The 18,905-nt window shown below is 71.3% G+C and carries 19 protein-coding genes; 13 read left to right on the forward strand and 6 right to left on the reverse strand.

The features are described 5' to 3' along the window. The first annotated feature begins 196 nt into the window (after positions 1 to 196). The 3 genes from OG379_RS35500 (at position 197) to OG379_RS35510 (ending at position 3,845) form a co-directional block, all read left to right on the forward strand. On the forward strand, positions 197 to 1,672 hold the full coding sequence (locus tag OG379_RS35500) for an MFS transporter (protein WP_405667307.1): 1,476 nt from the start codon (positions 197 to 199) through the stop codon (positions 1,670 to 1,672). Between the two features lie 132 nt (positions 1,673 to 1,804). Next, a complete protein-coding gene (locus OG379_RS35505; protein ID WP_405667308.1) occupies positions 1,805 to 3,295 on the forward strand; it encodes an SDR family NAD(P)-dependent oxidoreductase in 1,491 nt (496 codons plus the stop codon). Positions 3,296 to 3,671: 376 nt separating this feature from the next. Further along, positions 3,672 to 3,845 carry a hypothetical protein gene (locus OG379_RS35510; protein WP_362939725.1) on the forward strand — a complete coding sequence of 58 codons (174 nt, stop codon included), beginning with the start codon at positions 3,672 to 3,674 and terminating at the stop codon, positions 3,843 to 3,845. 78 nt (positions 3,846 to 3,923) lie between these two features. Here OG379_RS35510 and OG379_RS35515 read toward each other — a convergent pair whose 3' ends face one another. From OG379_RS35515 to OG379_RS35525, 3 genes are read right to left on the reverse strand one after another with little or no spacing between them, the layout of a single operon-like run. After that, complete coding sequence (locus tag OG379_RS35515) at positions 3,924 to 5,375, reverse strand: lipase maturation factor family protein (RefSeq protein ID WP_405667310.1); 1,452 nt, start codon at positions 5,373 to 5,375, stop codon at positions 3,924 to 3,926. 29 nt (positions 5,376 to 5,404) lie between these two features. Next, positions 5,405 to 5,917: a DUF1990 family protein gene (locus OG379_RS35520; RefSeq protein ID WP_405667311.1), complete on the reverse strand. Its 513-nt coding sequence runs from the start codon at positions 5,915 to 5,917 to the stop codon at positions 5,405 to 5,407. Continuing rightward, positions 5,914 to 6,750, reverse strand: a complete 837-nt coding sequence (locus OG379_RS35525; protein ID WP_405668768.1) for a YndJ family protein — start codon at positions 6,748 to 6,750, stop codon at positions 5,914 to 5,916. Before OG379_RS35525 ends, OG379_RS35520 begins: the two co-directional genes overlap by 4 nt. A 142-nt stretch (positions 6,751 to 6,892) precedes the next feature. On the opposite strand from OG379_RS35525, the gene OG379_RS35530 reads away from it, so the two are divergent. From OG379_RS35530 to OG379_RS35550, 5 genes are all read left to right on the forward strand, one after another. Continuing rightward, a complete protein-coding gene (locus tag OG379_RS35530) occupies positions 6,893 to 8,959 on the forward strand; it encodes a SpoIIE family protein phosphatase (protein WP_405667313.1) in 2,067 nt (688 codons plus the stop codon). 120 nt (positions 8,960 to 9,079) lie between these two features. Further along, positions 9,080 to 10,438: a wax ester/triacylglycerol synthase family O-acyltransferase gene (locus OG379_RS35535; protein WP_405667314.1), complete on the forward strand. Its 1,359-nt coding sequence runs from the start codon at positions 9,080 to 9,082 to the stop codon at positions 10,436 to 10,438. 94 nt (positions 10,439 to 10,532) lie between these two features. After that, a complete protein-coding gene (locus OG379_RS35540) occupies positions 10,533 to 11,501 on the forward strand; it encodes an aldo/keto reductase (protein ID WP_405667315.1) in 969 nt (322 codons plus the stop codon). A 1-nt stretch (position 11,502) separates the two neighbouring features. Next, entirely contained in the window at positions 11,503 to 12,369 is an 867-nt protein-coding gene (locus OG379_RS35545) for an amidohydrolase family protein (protein WP_405667316.1), read from the forward strand. Positions 12,370 to 12,422: 53 nt separating this feature from the next. Continuing rightward, positions 12,423 to 13,283 (forward strand): Fpg/Nei family DNA glycosylase, encoded by an 861-nt coding sequence (locus OG379_RS35550; RefSeq protein ID WP_405667317.1) that lies wholly within the window; start codon positions 12,423 to 12,425, stop codon positions 13,281 to 13,283. A gap of 8 nt (positions 13,284 to 13,291) precedes the next feature. Here the strand turns inward: OG379_RS35550 and OG379_RS35555 are convergent, their stop codons facing one another. After that, the gene (locus OG379_RS35555; protein WP_405667318.1) at positions 13,292 to 13,501 is read right to left on the reverse strand and encodes a zf-HC2 domain-containing protein; all 210 of its coding nucleotides are present in this window, start codon (positions 13,499 to 13,501) and stop codon (positions 13,292 to 13,294) included. A gap of 72 nt (positions 13,502 to 13,573) precedes the next feature. Between OG379_RS35555 and OG379_RS35560 the strand changes: the two genes are divergently transcribed. From OG379_RS35560 to OG379_RS35575, 4 genes are all read left to right on the forward strand, one after another. Continuing rightward, positions 13,574 to 14,326 (forward strand): LytR/AlgR family response regulator transcription factor, encoded by a 753-nt coding sequence (locus OG379_RS35560; protein ID WP_405667319.1) that lies wholly within the window; start codon positions 13,574 to 13,576, stop codon positions 14,324 to 14,326. A 63-nt stretch (positions 14,327 to 14,389) separates the two neighbouring features. Next, on the forward strand, positions 14,390 to 14,752 hold the full coding sequence (locus OG379_RS35565; RefSeq protein ID WP_104783032.1) for a hypothetical protein: 363 nt from the start codon (positions 14,390 to 14,392) through the stop codon (positions 14,750 to 14,752). After that, a complete protein-coding gene (locus tag OG379_RS35570) occupies positions 14,749 to 16,239 on the forward strand; it encodes a cation acetate symporter (protein ID WP_393759915.1) in 1,491 nt (496 codons plus the stop codon). Before OG379_RS35565 ends, OG379_RS35570 begins: the two co-directional genes overlap by 4 nt. Beyond that, positions 16,236 to 17,462: a sensor histidine kinase gene (locus OG379_RS35575; protein WP_405667320.1), complete on the forward strand. Its 1,227-nt coding sequence runs from the start codon at positions 16,236 to 16,238 to the stop codon at positions 17,460 to 17,462. The genes OG379_RS35570 and OG379_RS35575 overlap by 4 nt, the downstream gene beginning before the upstream one ends. A gap of 20 nt (positions 17,463 to 17,482) precedes the next feature. Here the strand turns inward: OG379_RS35575 and OG379_RS35580 are convergent, their stop codons facing one another. Beyond that, positions 17,483 to 18,004 carry a hypothetical protein gene (locus OG379_RS35580; protein ID WP_405667322.1) on the reverse strand — a complete coding sequence of 174 codons (522 nt, stop codon included), beginning with the start codon at positions 18,002 to 18,004 and terminating at the stop codon, positions 17,483 to 17,485. 111 nt (positions 18,005 to 18,115) lie between these two features. Between OG379_RS35580 and OG379_RS35585 the strand changes: the two genes are divergently transcribed. Then, a complete protein-coding gene (locus OG379_RS35585) occupies positions 18,116 to 18,313 on the forward strand; it encodes a zf-HC2 domain-containing protein (protein ID WP_405667323.1) in 198 nt (65 codons plus the stop codon). Here OG379_RS35585 and OG379_RS35590 read toward each other — a convergent pair. Continuing rightward, a complete protein-coding gene (locus OG379_RS35590) occupies positions 18,247 to 18,816 on the reverse strand; it encodes a sigma-70 family RNA polymerase sigma factor (protein ID WP_405667324.1) in 570 nt (189 codons plus the stop codon). The two genes, OG379_RS35585 and OG379_RS35590, sit on opposite strands and share 67 nt — an antisense overlap. Positions 18,817 to 18,905: the final 89 nt, after the last annotated feature.

Below are 18,905 nucleotides of genomic sequence, written 5' to 3' on the forward strand. Positions count from 1 at the left end.
CGGGCGCATGCCCCGCTTTCCGGAAGTAATGCCACCGAGTATCGAAGATTTTCCCGGAAAGATGTGAACGGGCCGGATGGAGCCGCCAGATGTAACGATCCGTGATCGCGCGGGTGCTTTTCGTTCTTCTTCACGGCCGATGTGTGAGTCACGCCTCGTTCCGGGCACCTGTGGTTCCGGAAGCTGAGGAGGACTCATGAGCGACACCGGCACGGCAGGCGGACCCACTGTCACGACACGGATCCCGGCGCGGCTGGACCGGCTGCCCTGGTCACGTTGGCACTGGATGATCGTGATCGGCCTGGGAACGGTCTGGATCCTGGACGGACTCGAGGTCACGGTCGTCGGCAACATCGCCAGCCGGCTGTCCGAGGACGGCAGCGGACTGGCCATCACCGACGCCCAGGTGACCGGCATCGCCGCCGCGCTGTACGTGGCGGGTGCCTGCTCCGGCGCGCTGGTCTTCGGATGGCTCACCGACCGCTTCGGGCGCAAGAAACTCTTCCTGATCACCCTCGCCGTCTATCTGGCGGCCACCGCGCTCACGGCGATCTCCTTCTCGGCGTGGTGGTTCTTCCTCTTCCGCTTTCTGACGGGCTTCGGGATCGGCGGCGAGTACGCGGCCATCAACTCCGCCATCGACGAGCTGATCCCCAGCAAGTACAGGGGGCGCGTCGACCTCATCATCAACGGCAGCTTCTGGCTCGGGGCCGTGGCCGGCTCCCTCCTCTCCGTACTCGCGCTGAACACCGACATCTTCCCGAAGGACATCGGCTGGCGGCTCACCTTCGCGCTGGGCGTGGTCCTCGGGCTGGTCATCCTGCTGGTGCGCCGTCATGTGCCGGAGAGCCCGCGCTGGATGTTCATCCACGGGCGCGACGACGAGGCGGAGCGGCTGGTCGACGGCGTGGAGCGGGAGGTGGAGGCTGAGACCGGGAGCTCTCTTCCCCCGGCCGAGCCGCCCATCACCGTGCGGCAGCGAAAGAGCATCGGATTCGGCCTGATCGCCCGGACCGTCTTCCGCTCGTATCCCAAACGGGCCGTTCTCGGGCTCGCCCTCTTCATCGGACAGGCCTTCCTCTACAACGCCATCACCTTCGGCTTCGGCTCGATCCTCGTGAAGTTCTTCGATGTCTCCAGCGGTGTCACCGGGTACTACTTCGCCGTCATCGCCTTCTGCAACTTCCTGGGACCGCTCCTCCTCGGCCGCCTCTTCGACACAGTGGGGCGGAAGCCGATGATCGCGGGGACGTACGTCCTCTCCGGCCTGCTGCTCTTCGGCACCGCATGGCTGTTCGGCGCCGGCCTGCTGACGGCCGTCACCATGACCGGCTGCTGGTGCCTCGTCCTCTTCGTCGCCTCCGCCGGTGCCAGCTCCGCCTATCTGACGGTCAGCGAGATCTTCCCGATGGAGACCCGGGCGATGGCGATCGCGTTCTTCTACGCCGTGGGTACCGCCGCGGGAGGGATCACCGGCCCGCTGGTCTTCGCGGACCTGACCGCGAGCGGCGTGGTCGGCGAGACCGTCCTGGCCTTCTGCATCGGAGCGGCCCTCATGGTGGCCGCGGGTGTCGTCGCGTTCTTCTTCGCGGTGGCGGCCGAGCAGAAGTCCCTCGAGTCCATCGCCACCCCGCTCTCCGCCGAAGCCGGGCAGGCCGCCGGACCGACCTGAGCAACGCCCGACTCATGGCAGACTTGACCGGGGCATTCCGCCCGTGCGCGCCTGCCCTCGCCGGCTCCCGGCCGGACCACTCCCCACCGAAGCCCGACAACGGCATGAGTGACGAGTGACAGAGGAACGGCAATGACGGTGACAGAGGACAGCCAGGAGTTCGCTCCCGGGATCGACGAGTTCGGTCCCGGTATCGACCCGGAGCGGCTGGCCGTCTGCCTGGGCGTGCTCGACGAGCTGAACACCATCGAGGTCGACCACCCCGACGCCATCGCCGTGCGCCGGGCCACCGCGGGGATCTACCGCACCGTGAAGCAGCGCCGCCGCCAGGAGCGCCGCGCGGCCAAGACCGCGCACGACAAGGCCGTCACCGAAGCCACGGCGACCGGCTCGGCCGAGCGCATCGACGACGAGACGCAGGGCGTCCTCCCGTCCTCCTCGGCCACCGCCGAGATCGCGGGCATACTCCAGCGCCCCAGGTCCTGCTACATCTGCAAGACCCGGTACGTCGAGGTGGACGCCTTCTACCACCAGCTCTGCCAGCAGTGCGCGAAGGAGAACCGCAGCCGGCGCGAGGCGCGCACCGACCTCACCGGCCGCCGGGCCCTGCTCACCGGTGGCCGTGCCAAGATCGGCATGTACATCGCGCTGCGGCTCCTGCGGGACGGCGCCCACACCACCATCACCACGCGCTTCCCCAACGACGCCATCCGCCGCTTCAAGGCGATGCCGGACAGCGACGAGTGGATCCACCGTCTGAAGATCGTCGGCATCGACCTGCGCGATCCGGCGCAGGTCGTCGCGCTCGCCGACTCGGTCGCCGCCGAGGGGCCGCTCGACATCCTGATCAACAACGCCGCACAGACGGTCCGCCGCTCCCCGCAGGCCTACAGCGAGCTGGTGGGCGCGGAATCCGCACCGCTGCCCGCGGGCGTACTGCCGGCCGCCGAGGTCATCGGGACGTTCGGCAGCGGCACCGTCGACCGGGTGGCCGCGCTGCCGGCCGCTCGCAAGGAGGGCCAGGGGCTCAGCGCCCAGGACGTCACCGACCTGGCGCTGGTCACCGGATCCGCCTCGCCGGCCCGCATCGCCGCGGGCACCGCGATCGACGCGGGCGGCCTGGTCCCGGACCTGCACGACACGAACAGCTGGATCCAGACCGTCGAGGAGGTGGAGCCGATCGAGCTCCTCGAGGTCCAGCTCTGCAACTCCACGGCGCCGTTCATCCTGATCAGCAGGCTCCGGCCCGCGATGGCCAGGACCGAGGCGAAGCGCGCCTACGTGGTCAACGTCTCCGCGATGGAGGGTGTGTTCGGCCGCGGGTACAAGGGCGCGGGACACCCGCACACCAACATGGCCAAGGCCGCACTGAACATGCTGACCCGCACCAGCGCCCAGGAGATGTTCGAGAAGGATCACATCCTCATGACGGCTGTCGACACCGGCTGGATCACGGACGAGCGGCCGCACCCCGACAAGATCCGCCTCGCGGAGGAGGGTTTTCACGCCCCTCTGGACCTCGTCGACGGCGCCGCGCGGGTCTACGACCCGATCGTGCGCGGCGAGGAGGGCGAGGAGCTGTACGGCTGCTTCCTGAAGGACTACGCCCCCGCGGGCTGGTGACAACCTTCAGACGGCTCCGTACCTCCGACCTCTTCAGCACCTCCCGCCACCTGCGATGACAGGTGGCACGGCGGCGGCCCCGCGGACAGCGGGGCCGCCGCCGTTCTGTTGGCTGAAAGTGACCCAGGCCACACGTTCTGTCGAGCGCGACGGCGCTCATTTGGTTAGTCTGAGGTGAACGGACGCCACCAAGGGATCCACGAAGCTTCCTCGGCCGTCCTGGGACAGGGCTGTAAGCAGTCCGCCGTCCCACCCCGTACCGGCGCCACCGCGACCGAACTGTTTCTGCCCCTGCCCCGCAGAGGGCGGTCGACACGGTTCTCACAGCCGCAGCGTCGCCACCGCCCGGGGTTACGCGACACATAAGGAGTCCGCGGTGACACCTGACATGACGAAGACCGAGACGCGCCCGTCCGAACTGACCGGAGAGCGGGCCCGTCGGCCCGAGAAGCTCCGGAACATCGAGGTCTGGGCAAGGTCGGCACCGATCAGGCTGGCCGGCTACGAGGACGATCTGGCCGAGCCGCACATCCTGCCCGGCATCGACTGACCCGCGTCCGGCCCTCTTCGGGCAGCGCCTCATGCTTCTGCCCCCGTCCCCGGGCGGGGGCAGAAGCATGAACCGCTGTCACCGGCTGCGCTCGGGGCCGGGTCCGCCCGGCCGTAGCGGAACGGGCCGGGCCACCGGTCTCATGAAGTCCCGCACATAGGTCCGGTCCCACCAGCATCCGGTGGCCCGCAGCTCCTGCCGGTCCGTGAACCGGTAGTGGAAGACCCTGGCCCGGATATGGGCCGGCGGCCCGTCGGGGAACGGGTTGTGGCCCAGCAGCCGCAGGGTGTCCCGGTCTCCGCGCAGCAGCCGTTCGACGAACGGGCCGAACCAGGAGCGGGCATAGGCGGGGGAGAGCGCCGCGAACCACATCATCCAGTCCAGCCGCAGATGGTACGGAGCGAACTGGCGCGGCAGCCGGCGCGGATCGCCCGGCTTGCCCCGGAAGCCGTACTCCAGCCAGCGCGTCCCCTCGTGGATCACCGCCTCGTCGGTGCCCTCGAACACCACCTCGAGCCGCATCCTGCTGATGCTCCCGAAGGCTCCGTAGGTGTTGACCAGGTGCAGTGGGTCGAAGGAGCGGTTCATCGCCTGCCGGCGGGAGAGCAGATTGCGCGCCGGACGGTAGCTGAGGACCAGGACGAGGGCGGTGACGAGGATGACCACCACCTCGTACCAGAGCGGCGCTTCCGGCTGTACGGGGGGCGGACCGGCGATCAGCGACCAGTCGACCGCCGCGAGGGCCAGGACGATCGTCAGCCAGTTCAGCCAGGCGAAGTTCCCCGACAGCACCAGCCACAGCTGGGTCAGCACCATCAGCCCCGCCGCGGCGCTCGCCACGGGCTGGGGGGTGAAGAGCAGGAAGGGCACCACGAGCTGGGTGACATGGTTCGCCGCGGTCTCCACCCGGTGTGCGGGCTTGGGGAGATGGTGGAAGAACCAGCTCAGCGGTCCGGGCATCGGCTGGGTCTCGTGGTGGAAGTCCAGACAGGTCAGCCGCCGCCAGCACTCGTCCCCCCGCATCTTGATGAGCCCCGCGCCGAACTCCACCCGGAAGAGCAGCCAGCGCAGCAGCCACAGCACCAGCACCGGGGCCGCCGTCGAGTCGTTGCCGAGGAACACGGCGAGGAAGCCCGTCTCCAGCAGGAGCGACTCCCAGCCGAAGCCGTACCAGACCTGGCCGACCTGGACGATCGACAGGTACAGCACCCACGGCACGGCCCAGAGGGCCATCGCCGCGCCCAGCGGGAGGTACGCGTCCAGGCCGGCCAGGAGCGCGAGCGACACCGCGGCGCCCGCCCAGGCGACCAGCGCGAAGAAGCGGTCGGAGTAGTGCAGACGGAACAGGCCGGGCGCGGCCCGCCACGAGGTGTGCCGCAGGAGGTCGGGCGCCGGGAGCATGCCGCGGGAGCCGATCAGCGCCCGGAACTGCAGCGCCGCGGCGACGAACGCGACGAGGTAGACGCCGGCGAGCGCCCGCTGGAAGATCAGCCTGCTCAGCCAGTAGCCGTCTGCGGTGAACCATTCCATCGCTTCCAGTATCCGGCGTGCCCCGCCCGTCAGGCGGCCGACACGGCGGCCCGGCGCAGTACGGAGGCGAGCCGTCGGGCGTACCACCGCTGAACCACGGGGACGAGCGGGCCCGCCAGCCGGGTGTACCAGGAGGCGGGCCGGGAGAAGGCCATGACGGTGAACCACACCGTCCCGTCGTCCGCCAGCTCCACGACGAAGCTCTCCTCCCCGCACTCCGGATGCCCCGTCAGGGTCCCGTACCCGAAGCCGGTGCGGTCCTTCTCGTACACGGCCCAGACGATCTCGCAGGGGGCGGCGAGGCGGAGCGGCCCGATGCCCGCCGACACCTTGACGGTGACCCCGGCGGCGGCCCGTGCGGCGGAGGCGTTCACTCCGGCTCCAGTGGCACGGTGCGCGCGCCACTCGGTGACGGCGGCGCCCGCGGCCTCGAAGTCCGTACGGCCCCTGCCGACCGCTGCGCGGTGGTGCAGATGGTTGTACCCGTCCGGGAGCGGTCCCAGCCGGGTCGCTCCTACCTCGGGATACGTGAGCGTGCTCATGCGGTTCTGCCTTCCGGGTGGGTGAGGTCGTGGAGCCGGCGCCGGGCGAGCAGCGCGCAGAGGGCGAAGCCCAGTGCGTTGCCGAGGCCGTGCGTGGCCGCCATCCAGGTCAGTGTGGGGTGCGGCAGCCCGGTGGCCTCGCCGAGCGCCCAGCTCAGCGCCAGCACCATGGTGACCGCGAGTACGCCGGCCGATACGGCCAGCAGGGCGCGGGTGACACGATCCCGTCCCGCGACAGGGGCCGTGCGCCAGGTCAGGAGGGCGACCGTCCACATCCCGGCGGTGAGCACGAGGGCCCCGGCCAGCTCGGTCAGCTCCCCGGTGAAGTAGCCGACGAGGACGAGGAGGGTGCCGAGCGGCACGCTCAGGGCGGCGAACCGGCCCGCCGCGCCGTCCTCCGCCCGGCAGGCGAGACCGGCGACGAGGGCGGCGGCGAAACCGGCGAAGTGGAAGTGGGGCACGGTCAGCGCCAGGATGCCGAGCCCGAAGCCGAACAGTTCGTGGCCGGAGCGCTCGGCGACGAGGGCGAGCGCCGCGACCGAAGGGGCGACCAACGCGGTGAGCAGGGCGGCTTCCACCGGACGTGCGCTGCGTGTGCGAGCGAGCCGGCGGGGCGCCTGGGTGGCGAGGAGCAGTGTCCCCAGCGCGTAGCAGAGGGCGAGCGCGGTGGCGGCGCCGCCGCGTGGCAGCCACAGGGACACCGCTCCGGGCACCGCGAAGAGAGGCCACAGACGCCGTATCCGGTGTAGCGCGGGGTCGCCGAGGAGCCCCAGACCCAACGGAACGATCACCAGCATGCCCAGCATCACGATCAGCCCGACCAGTACGGACATCGCGCCCACCCCCTCCACACCCACGACCAGCATGAATTGAACGTGTTCAATTCGCGTCACGCCGAGCATAGGCGTCGCCTTGAACGTGTTCAAGGCGCCGGTTCGGTCGAGGAATCGGACAAATAATGGCAGAGTGGCGCACATGGATGATCGGGTAGCGGGTGCCCTGTCACTCCCGGACGACTGGCCCGCCCACCCGGATCTCAGCCTCGCCCTGAACCGAATGGGCAGCTTCGACTGGGATCTGGACAGCGGCCTCATGCACATGGACGAGCCCGCCCTCGGTGTGTTCGATCTGCGCCCCGACGAGTACGACGGCCGTCCGTCGGGGCTCGCGCAGCGTGTCCCGGCCGACGAGGCGATCCGGCTCGACGCGATGGTCTCGCAGGCGCTCAAGAGCGGCCGCAGCAACTACGGCGCGTACTTCCGCAGGACGCAGCGGGACGGCTCCCTGTGCTGGACCCACACCCAGGGGTTCATCCGCCGCGACGGAACCGGGCGGCCCCGCCGCATCATCGGGATCATCCGTGACGCCACCCAGGAACTGGCCGAGTCCACCGCCCGCCGGACCGTCGACGAGGAGCGCCGGCGCCGTACGAGCCTGGTCGAGGGCACCACGGCGGCCCTGGCGCACGCCCGGACGGTCAAGGACGTCACCGACGTGCTGAAGAGCTCCCGCGGCCTGGCCAACCTCGGCGCCACCAGCCTCGTCATGGGGCTGCTCGAGTCGGGGCGTATCCATCTGGTGGCGGACGGCCCCGAGGGGGCGTTCGTGCAGGGCACGCGCTACACGCGCACCGACGAGCCCTATCCGATGAGCGAAGTGATCCGCACGCTCACACCGCGTTTCATCGAGACACCCGAGGACTTCGCGACCTCGTACCCGATCCTGTGGCCTCACATCAGCCATCTCGGCATCACCGCCGCCGCCTACATGCCGCTCATCGCCCAGGCTCGCCCGATCGGCGCACTCGGGCTCCTCTACGGCAACAAGGCCGGCTTCACCAGCGACGAGCGAAACCTGCTGGTGGCTCTCGGCAGTTCGATCGCCCAGAGCCTCCAGCGGGCGATGCTCTACGAACAGGAGCACGACCTCGCCGAAGGGCTCCAGCAGGCCATGCTGCCGCGCCGGATCCCCGAGGTGCGGGGGGCCCAGGTCGCCGTGCGCTACCGCTCGGCGCGGCTCGGCAGGGACATCGGTGGTGACTGGTACGACATCATCTCGCTGCCCGGCGGCCGGGTCGGCGCCGTCATCGGTGACGTACAGGGGCACGACACGCACGCGGCGGCCGTCATGGGGCAGCTCCGGATCGTGCTGCGCGCCTACGCGGCCGAGGGACACAGCCCGGCGACGGTCATGGCGCGCGCGTCCGTCTTCCTCCACGAGCTCGACACCGACCGCTTCGCGACCTGCACCTACGCCGAGGCCGACCTGACCACCGGAGTGGTGCAGCTGGTCAGGGCCGGGCACGTGGACCCGGCCCTGCGGGACATCGACGGGAGCTGCCGCAGACTGCCCGTCGACGGTGGTATGCCGCTGGGCCTCTCCGCGGAGTTCGGACAGCTCGAATACCCGGTCAGCACCGTCGATCTGGACCCGGGCCAGACGTTGATCCTCTACACCGACGGAATGGTCGAGCTGCCCGGCACCGACCTCGACGAGGGCATGCGGCTGCTGGCCGCGACGGTCCGCGACGGTCCGCAGGACCTCCAGAAGCTGGCCGACCGGCTCTGCGAGGTCGTCGACGAGCGCGGCGGCGAGGACGACATGGCGGTGCTGCTGCTGCGCCGCGACGCGGCCCACGCGCCCCACCCGGGCGGCCGGCTCCAGCAGCACGTCGCGCAGAACGACCCGGAGGCGCTGACGTCCGCCCGCCACATGATCCGGGCCGCCGTGCGCGCCTGGGGAGCCAAGGGCCGGGCGGACGAGGTCGAGCTCGCGGCCGACGAGCTCATCACCAACGCCCTGATGCACACCGACGGCGGTGCCATCGTCACCATCCGGATGCTCACCGGGCCCGAACGCCGCCTCCGGGTCGACGTCGAGGACCGCTCCAGCGCACTGCCGCGCCGCAGGGACGCGGGGGAGTCCGGGGTCTCAGGCCGCGGACTCATGCTCGTCGACCGGCTGGCCGATGTCTGGGGTGTGGAGTCCCGTGGCAACGGCAAGTGCGTGTGGTGCGAGTTCGTCATCCCGGAGCACCGGTAGCGCGACTGCCGCGGCAGCGGAAGACTGTAACAGTACGTAACATGTCCATACTTGACCGTAACCGATCTTGCGGGATTGACTGCGATCCCGCCGTTCCGCTGTCGAAGACGCGAGGCCCCGTTGAGTACCGAGCTCCTGGCACCTCTTGATCTGGCTTTCTGGCACCTCGAATCCGATGCCCATCCGATGCACCTCGGCGCGCTCGCCGTCTTCGACCCGGTACCCGGCGTCGCCCCGCAGGACCTGCTCGAACTGCTCGGAGCCCGCGCCGCCGCGATTCCCCGGCTGCGCATGCGCGTACGCGACGTCCTGCTGCCCGTCGGCGGCGCGGCCTGGTTCACCGACAAGGACTTCGACGTGCAACGGCACGTCAGGCGGGTCGTCCTCCCCGAGGGCGACTTCATGGCGGAGGCGACCCGGCTCGCCGGTGAACTCATGGAGCGGCCGCTCGGACGGGGCCTGCCGCCCTGGCAGATGTATCTCCTGGAAAACCCGGGCGACGGCCCGTTCGCCGTACTCGTGAAGCTGCACCACGCGCTCGCCGACGGCATGCGGGCCGTCGCCATCGGCGCCGGCATCTTCGACCAGATCGCCTCCGCCGGCGCGGGCCGTGGCGCGGTGCGCCGCCGGACACCCGTGCCGCCCCGCTCCTGGCTGCCCGGCCCGTACGAGGCCGCGGGCATGGCGATCGACCGGCTCGGGGACGTGCGCCGGGCACTGGGGGTCGGTGCCTCCGTCGTACGCGCCAGCCGCCTCGACCTGCGCGCCGGCACGGCACTCACCGCACGCTCCAGCGGCACACGCCGACTGGCCACCGCCGACCTCGACGCCGAGACGGTGCAGCGTATCCGCCGCACCGAGGGCGGCACGGCCAACGACGTCCTGCTCGCGGTCGTCGCCGGTGCGCTGCGTCGCTGGATGCTCGAACGCGGCGAGCCGCTGCCGGGCGCCGACCCGCGTGCCCTCGTCCCCGTCTCCCGGCGCCGGCCCGGCGGGGCGGCCACCGGCAACAGACTCTCCGCCTACCTCCTCGGGCTGCCCGTCGGCGAGTCCGACGCCCGGGAAAGGCTGCGCCTCGTACGCGCGGGGATGGACCGCAACAAGGTGGCCGGACCGCTGCGCGGGGCGGGCGCCGTCGCCGTACTGGCCGACCAGCTGCCCGCGCTGGCCCACCGGTTCGGAGCCCCGCTGGCGGGGAACGCGGCCCGGATGCTCTTCGACATCCTGGTCACCAGCGTGCCCCTGCCCCGCTCGGCGCTCTCCCTCGGCGGCTGCCCGCTGCGCGCCCTCTACCCCATGGCGCCACTGGCCCGCGGACAGTCGCTGGCCGTCGCCCTGACCACGTACGGCGGAGGGGTGCAGGTCGGACTGGTCGCCGACGGGGAGGCGCTTCCCGATCTCGACCGGCTCGCCTGCGCGGTCCGCGAGGAACTGCACGACCTGCACTCACTCGTGCCCACGGTGCCCGCACCGGCCTGACAGCCGATCCCCCGGGCCCTGTTGACGCGGCGGATTGATCCGATGAATATTCCTCTACGGACCATCAGGGATCACCGGCGGGGGCGGCAGGGCCATGCGGCGCATCAGACTCGGACGCAGTGCGGTCGAGATCACCGAGCTCGCCTTCGGGGCGGCTGCCATCGGTAATCTCTTCACGGCGGTCGATCCGGGGCAGGCCGCCGCCGCCGTGGACGCGGCGTGGGACGAGGGCATCCGCTACTTCGACACCGCACCGCACTACGGCCTCGGACTCTCCGAACGCCGTCTCGGTGAGGCTCTGCGCGACCGGCCACGGGACGCGTACGCGGTGTCCACGAAGGCGGGCCGCCTGCTCGAACCGCTGCCCGCGGACGGGACGGCGGCCCATCGCGGGCTCTCCGACGGATTCGCCGTACCGCACACCCACCGGCGCCGCTGGGACTTCAGCGCCGACGGCATCCGCCGCAGCATCGAGGACAGCCTCGAGCGCCTCGGCCTCGACAGGGTCGACATCGTGTATCTGCACGACCCCGACGACCACGGGGAGGCGGCCTTCCGCGAGGGCTACCCGGCGCTGGAGAAGCTGCGCGACGAGGGCATGGTCGGCGCCATCGGGGCCGGCATGAACCAGACCGCGATGCTCACCCGCTTCCTGCGCGAGACCGACGTCGACGCCGTCCTCTGCGCCGGCCGCTTCACCCTCCTCGACCACAGCGCCCTCGACGCCCTGCTTCCGGAGGCCGTGGCCCGGGGCCGCAGCGTCGTCGTCGGAGGTGTGTTCAACTCCGGGCTGCTCGTCGACCCGCGCCCCGGCGCGACGTACGACTACGCGGCGGCCCCCGCGCCCCTCCTCGAACGCGCCGTACGCATCCGGGCCGTCACCGAAGCGCACGGTGTTCCGCTGCGCGCCGCCGCCCTCCACTACTCGCTGGGCCACCCGGCCGTCGCGGGGGCCCTCGTCGGCACCCGCTCCCCGGACGAGGTGAGGGACGCCGCGGCACGGCTCCGCACGCCGGTTCCGGACGCGCTCTGGGACGACCTGCGCGCGGAAGGGCTGCTGTGACATGACGCCCCCGCCGGTCATCGACGCCCACCACCATGTGTGGGACCTCGCGGTACGCGACCAGGACTGGATCACCGGCGAGGAACTCGCCCCCATCCGCCGCACCTTCACCCTCGCCGACCTGGAGCCCGAGGCACGCGCCGCCGGGGTGGTTGCCACCGTGCTCGTCCAGACGGTCACCGTCGCCGAGGAGACCCCCGAATTCCTCGCGCTCGCCCACGACAGCACGCTCGTCGCGGGCGTCGTCGGATGGACCGACCTCACCGCGCCCGGCATCGCCGACGCCCTCGCCGGACTACGCGCCCTGCCCGGCGGCGACCGGCTCGTCGGAATCCGCCACCAGGTCCAGGCCGAACCCGACCCCGAGTGGCTGCTGCGCCCCGACGTCCTGCGCGGACTGCGAGCCGTCGGCGCCGCCGGACTCGCCTACGACCTGATCGTCCGGCCCCACCAGCTGCCCGCCGCCACCCGCGCGGCCGCCCTCCTGCCGGAGCTCACCTTCGTGCTCGACCACGCGGGCAAACCGCCCGTGGTCCGGCGCACGACGCACCCCTGGGCCGGTGACCTGCGGGCGCTGGCAGCGTTGCCCAACACCGTCTGCAAGCTCTCCGGTCTGGTCACCGAGGCGGACCCACGGACCTGGACGGTGGAGGATCTGCGCCCCTACGCGGACACCGTCATGGAGGCCTTCGGACCCGGCCGGCTGATGTTCGGCTCCGACTGGCCCGTGTGCCGGCTCGCCGCCGGGTACACCGAGGTCCTGGACGTGGCACGCGAGCTGACCGGCCAGCTCGGGGAGGACGGACAGCGGTCCGTCCTCTCGGACACCGCTCGGCGGGTCTACGGGCTGCGAACGCCCGCCGCCTGAACACGGCGCGCATCCGGCGGGCATTAGCGGGGCCGTTGCGGCAGGCTGGAGTCATGCCCGAACTGCCGGAAGTCGAAGCCCTGCGGGACTTCCTCGACGACCATCTGGTCGGCAAGGAGATCGCCCGCGTCCTGCCGCTGGCGATCAGCGTCCTGAAGACGTACGACCCGCCGCCCACCGCCCTCGAAGGCGCCACCGTGACGTCCGTGGCCCGGCACGGCAAATTCCTCGACATCACGGCCGGAGAGCTCCATCTGCTCATCCACCTCGCGCGTGCCGGATGGCTGCAGTGGAAGGACAGCTTCCCCGCGACCCCGCCAAGGCCCGGCAAGGGCCCGCTCGCCCTTCGGACGGTCCTCACCGGTGGCGACGGCTTCGACCTGACCGAGATGGGCACCACCAAGCGCCTCGCCGTCCACCTGGTGCGCGACCCGTCGGACGTGCCCGGGGTGGCACGCCTCGGGCCCGACCCGCTGGCCGACTCCTTCGACCGGGACGCGTTCGCGATGGTGCTCGGCGGGGCACGCCGGCAGATCAAGGGGGCCCTGCGCGACCAGTCGCTGATCGCGGGCATCGGCAACGCCTACAGCGACGAGATCCTGCACGTCGCGAAGATGTCACCGTTCAAGCTCACCACCGCGCTCGGCGAGAACGACATCACCCATCTGTACAACGCGATGCGCACCACGCTCCAGGAGGCGGTCGAGCGCTCCCGGGGCGTCGCGGCGGGCCGGCTCAAGGCGGAGAAGAAGAGCAGCATGCGCGTCCACGGCCGCACCGGGCAGCCCTGCCCCGTCTGCGGCGACACCGTGCTGGAGGTGTCGTTCAGCGACTCGTCGCTGCAGTACTGCCCCACCTGCCAGACCGGGGGCAAGCCCCTCGCCGACCGGAGGCTGTCCCGCCTGCTCAAGTAGCGGCCCGGTCACCGCCACCGGCCCGGCGGGGAGCAGCGACCGGGCGGAAGCCGGCGCGCGTACGCCGCCAAGTGGGCCACCACCACGTCGAACTCGCGCACCTGGACCGCACAAGCGGAACACCCGGCCAGATGCTCCTCGAAACGGCAGGTGTCGGCAGCCCCGAGCACCCCGAGCGCGTAGGCTCCGGCGTCGCGGTGGAGTTCGATGGCGCGCATGCACCCAGGTACGTGACGAACCCGTGAATCACTCACGCCATCTCACCCTTGAAGCACCTAAACTCCGGCCTCATGCTGCGCGTACTCGCCGTCGACGACGAAGAACCCGCCCTGGAGGAACTCCTCTACCTCCTGCGCGCCGATCCCCGCATCCGGAGCGCCGAGGGAGCCACCGGTGCCACCGAGGCGCTGCGCCGTATCGGGGCCGCCGTCGACGCCGGACCCGAGGACCCCTCGGCGATCGACGTCGTGTTCCTGGACATCCACATGGCGGGGCTCACCGGACTCGACGTCGCCCAGCTCCTGGCCGGGTTCGCCGCACCGCCGCTCATCGTCTTCGTCACCGCCCACGAGGGCTTCGCCGTACACGCCTTCGACCTCAAGGCGGTCGACTACGTGCTCAAGCCCGTCCGCCGGGAGCGGCTGGCCGAGGCGGTCCGCCGCGTGGCCGAGCAGGTCGGTGAGCGCTCCGCGTCCGTCCACGACGCGGCCGCCGACCAGGTCGCGGTGGAACTGGGCGGGGTCATCCGGTTCGTACCCGTCGACGACATCGCGTACGCCGAGGCGCAGGGCGACTACGCCCGGCTGCACACCGCGACCGGCAGCCATCTTGTCCGGATACCGCTCACGACCCTGGAGGAGCGCTGGCGCTCCCGGGGGTTCGTACGCATTCACCGCCGCCATCTCGTGGCGCTGAACCGGATCGACGAACTCAGGCTCGACGCCGGCAGCATGAGCGTCCGCATCAGGGGCGCCGAGCTCGCGGTCAGCCGGCGTCACACCCGTGCCCTCCGCGACCTCCTGATGCGGCAGACCGGCCGCTGACCTGGCTCGACCGGGAGAGCGGCCCTTCCCAGCCGGGCCCTGCGCCGCCTACACTCCGGCCCCATGTCCGCAGAGAGCACGCCCCGTCGCGAAGTGGTCATGGGCGAGCCCCGACGGGTGCGTCCACTGCCCCGCTACCGTGCCCAGTCGGAGATCGACGAGCAGACCGCGCTCGGGGGCGCGTACGTCCGCTCCCTGATGCGCAGCCAGCTCCGTGCCGGACTCACCGCCTTCGCGGTGCTCGCCCTGGTCGCCGGAACCCTGCCCCTGGTCTTCGAGGCGCTGCACAGCAACGCCCTCGTCTGGGCGGTGCTCGGCTTCGCCACCTATCCGCCGCTCACCCTGGCCGCCTGGTGGTACGTGCGCAGGGCCGAGCGCAACGAGCGTGACTTCGCCAGACTCGTGGAAGGCCTCCCCGCACCGTGAGCGCACCCGGCCACCCGGCAGCGGTCCTGGCGGTCGCCCTCGTCGTCCTGGCCACTGTCCTCGTCGGCGGTTTCGGGCTGCGGATCTCCCGCACCACCTCCGACTTCTACGTCGCGTCGCGCACCGTACGGCCGAGGCTCAACGCCGCTGCCATCAGCGGCGAGTATCTGTCCGCCGCTTCCTTCCTCGGTATCGCCGGTCTGGTGCTGGTGCATGGCCCCGACATGCTCTGGTACCCGGTCGGTTACACCGCCGGATACCTCGTGCTGCTGGTCTTCGTCGCCGCTCCGCTGCGCCGCTCGGGGGCGTACACCCTGCCCGACTTCGCCGAGGGGCGGCTCGAATCCCGGCAGGTGCGCCGACTGGTCAGCGTGTTCGTCGTCGGTGCCGGATGGGTCTACCTCGTGCCGCAGCTCCAGGGAGCCGGACTCACCCTGAAGATCCTCACCGGTGCGCCCGGCTGGCTCGGCGACGTGCTCGTCGCCTCGGTCGTGGTGGTCGCCGTCGCGGCGGGCGGCATGCGCTCCATCACCTTCGTGCAGGTGTTCCAGTACTGGCTGAAGCTCACGGCGCTGCTGGTGCCCGCGATCTTCCTGGTGCTGGCCTGGCAGGGTGACGGCCGCCCCCGGGTCAGCTTCGACGAGCAGATCTCCGTCTTCCGCGCCGACCATCCGCTCTACGCGACATACGGGCTGATCGTGGCGACGTTCCTCGGCACCATGGGCCTGCCCCATGTGGTGGTCCGCTTCTACACCAGCCCCAACGGCCGCGACGCCCGCCGCACGACGGTCGCCGTGCTCGCCCTGGTCGGCCTGTTCTATCTGCTGCCCCCGGTGTACGGGGCCCTGGGCCGCCTGTACGCGCCCGAACTCATGCACGGCGGCGACGCCGACGCGGCCGTACTGCTGCTGCCCGCCCGGGTGATCGGCGGCCTCGGAGGCGATCTGCTCGGCGCGCTCCTCGCGGGCGGGGCGTTCGCCGCGTTCCTGTCCACGGCGTCCGGGCTCACCATGGCCGTCGCCGGGGTGATCACCCAGGACGTCCTGCCCTCGCGGGGCGTACGGCACTTCCGGCTGGCCACCGTCCTGGCCATCGCCGTGCCCCTGGCCGGCTCACTGGTCGTCAGCAGGGTGCCGGTGGCCGACGCCGTAGGCATGGCCTTCGCGGTCTCCGCCTCGTCCTTCTGCCCGCTGCTCGTCCTCGGCATCTGGTGGCGGCGGCTCACCCCGCCCGGCGCGATCGCCGGACTGCTGCTCGGCGGCGGCTCCGCGCTGCTGTCCGTGGCCATCACCGTCAGCGGCGCGGTGCGCCCGCCGGGCTGGCCGCACGCCCTGCTGGCCTGGCCGGCGGTCTGGTCCGTGCCGGTCGGCTTCCTCGCGATGATCCTGGTCTCCCTGGCCACTCCGGGACGGATACCGCCGGGCACCAACGCCGCCATGACCCGCTTCCATCTCCCGGAAGCGCTGACCTCGGGACGGGTGCGATGACCGGGGCCGGGATCGCCGTCATCACCGTGCTCGTCCTTCTGCTGTTCTCCACCGGCTTCCTGCTGGGCCGCACCGCCCGTCCCGTACGCACCAGCGATGTGGGCACGCCCGTCGAGCACGCCACCTTCGAGACCCTGCACACGGCCTCCCTCGCCGCGCCCCCGCTGCGCGCCGGGCTCACCGAGGAGAGTGCGCGCAGGTCGGCGCGCGGACTGCGCTCGCTGCTCGGCACCGATGCCCTGTGCCTCACCAACCGCGACCGTGTGCTGGTGTGGGACGGCGAGGGGGACCACCACGGCAAGGACGTGATGCACCAGGTCGAGGGGCTGCTGGCCAGCGGCAGGGGCACCGCCTTCCACAGCGACTGCGGTGACCTCGACTGCCCGCTGCGCTGGGCCGTCGCCGTCCCGCTGACGGTCGACCACCGGGTGCTCGGCACCCTCGTCGCCTACGCACCCCGCGAATCGGCGGTCCTGGCCAGAGCCGCGGGGGAGGTGGCCCGCTGGGTCTGCGTACAGCTGGAACTCGCCGAGCTCGACCGCTCCCGCACGCAGCTCATCGAGGCCGAGATCAAGGCGCTGCGGGCCCAGATCTCCCCGCACTTCATCTTCAACTCACTGGCCGCGATCGCCTCGTTCGTCCGGACCGACCCCGAGCGTGCGCGTGAACTCCTCCTGGAATTTGCCGACTTCACCCGCTACTCCTTCCGCCGGCACGGTGAGTTCACCACCCTGGCCGACGAGCTCCACTCCATCGACCAGTATCTGGCGCTGGTGCGCGCGCGCTTCGGTGAACGGCTCTCCGTGACCCTCCAGGTGGCCCCGGAGGTCCTTCCCGTCTCGCTGCCGTTCCTCTGTCTCCAGCCGCTGGTCGAGAACGCCGTGAAGCACGGTCTGGAGGGCGCCGTCACTCCTTCCCGGCCCCTCGACGCCGTTCGCGCGGGTGACGCCCCGATCCGCATCACGATCAGCGCACTGGACGCCGGCGCCGAAGCGGAGGTCGTCATCGAGGACGACGGCACCGGGATGGAGCCGGAGCGTCTGCGCCAGATCCTGCGCGGCGAGGGCGGCACCTCCACCGGCATAGGTCTGCTCAACGTGGACGAACGGCTGCGCCAGGTGTACGGGGACGACTACGGCCTCGTCATCGAGACGGGAGTCGGAGCGGGCATGAAGATCACTCTGAGGCTGCCCAAGTACCGTGCGGGCGTCCACGGTTCATGACCGGGCTGTCCGCAGGCCGCTCAGTACAGATGGACCGCCAGATGACCCAGCGGCAGCCCCAGCTGCCATGCCGGCGTCCACACCCGGGTCTCGGCGTCCTCGCCCCCCTCGCCGCCGACGTCCGCCGGATCCCACGGCGGCGGACCGATCGCGTCGAGGTCGGCCGCCAGCAGCTCGGTCTCCTCCAGCCAGCGCCAGGCGGCCCGTGCCAGCGCGAGGTCGGGTTCCGCCACCCCGGCCGGGGCGGTCGGCCGCTCCAGCGCCTCCAGGCGCGCGCAGACCCAGCGTCTCCAGGAGGCGCCGTACGCCGTGAGCAGCCGGAGCTCGTCCACCCGCGCCGCGGGGAGCTCGTCCGCGCCCGCCCCGTCGGAGAGGAAGATCGTCAGGGCGAGCGCGTCGCGGCCCGCACGGTACTCCAGGGTCGTCGGCTCCATCAGGTCGCCGGTCTCCAGGACCTCGTCAGCGATGTACTCGGAGTACATCCAGGCCATCGGGACCAGCAGCCCGCCCCCGCCGGTCCCCTCGTGGTGTTCGGGACGCATCCCGTCTCGCCTCTTTCGTCGACTCTGTACCGGGCTACACGCAGCATTGAACCGGGGGCACGCGCCCCGCGTGGGCAGAAGGGCAGGATCCGTCGGGAGATTCGAGGTGCCATGACCGCCGATCGCGGCGACGGCCCGCATGTGCGGCAGTTGCTGGGCGCCTATGTGCTCGATGCCCTGGAAGCGGACGAGAGCGGTGAGGTCGCCCGGCACCTGCAGCGGTGCGCGGCATGCGCGGCTGCCTATGTGGAGGCCGTGGAGGCCGTGTCCCTGCTCGCGCTGCTCAACGTGGAGGATCTGCTGGAGTAGCCGGGCAGATTGCGGCTGAGCAGCCGCAGCGCGTAGTACGAGCGGGACTTGACGGTACCCGCGGGTATCCCGAGGGCCTGCGCGGTCTCGCCCACGCTGAGCCCCCGGAAGTAGATCTGCACGAGCACGGCCCGGTGCTCGGGGCTGAGTGTGCTCACGGCCTCGCGCACGTCGAGGGCGTGGACCGCGGAGTCCGCGGTGTCGTCCCGGGCGGGGGCGCTCTCCAGGACCGCGTCGCTGACCTCCGTCGGACGGGCCTGGCGGGACCTGCGGGCGTCGATGGCCAGCCGCCGCGCGACGGTGAAGAGCCACGGGCGCATCGAGTCGTAGGGAGCGTCGAACGCCTCAGGATGCTGCCAGGCACGTACCAGCGTCTCCTGAAGGAGATCCTCCGCCCGCTGCCGGTCGCCGAACGTCAGGCCCAGCAGGAAGTGGAACAGAGCGGGGCCGTGTTCTCGCTGCAGCTGGGCGAGGTCCCGCTCATCGGTTGTCGCAGTGGTCATCGTGAACGTCCTTTCCCGAAGAGGCCCCTGGCGCCTCGCTCCCGCCTGGCGTATACGAACGCATCGGCGCGTGAGGGAACAGGAGGTGC

This window comes from Streptomyces sp. NBC_01166, assembly GCF_045039765.1.
GTDB lineage: Bacteria > Actinomycetota > Actinomycetes > Streptomycetales > Streptomycetaceae > Streptomyces.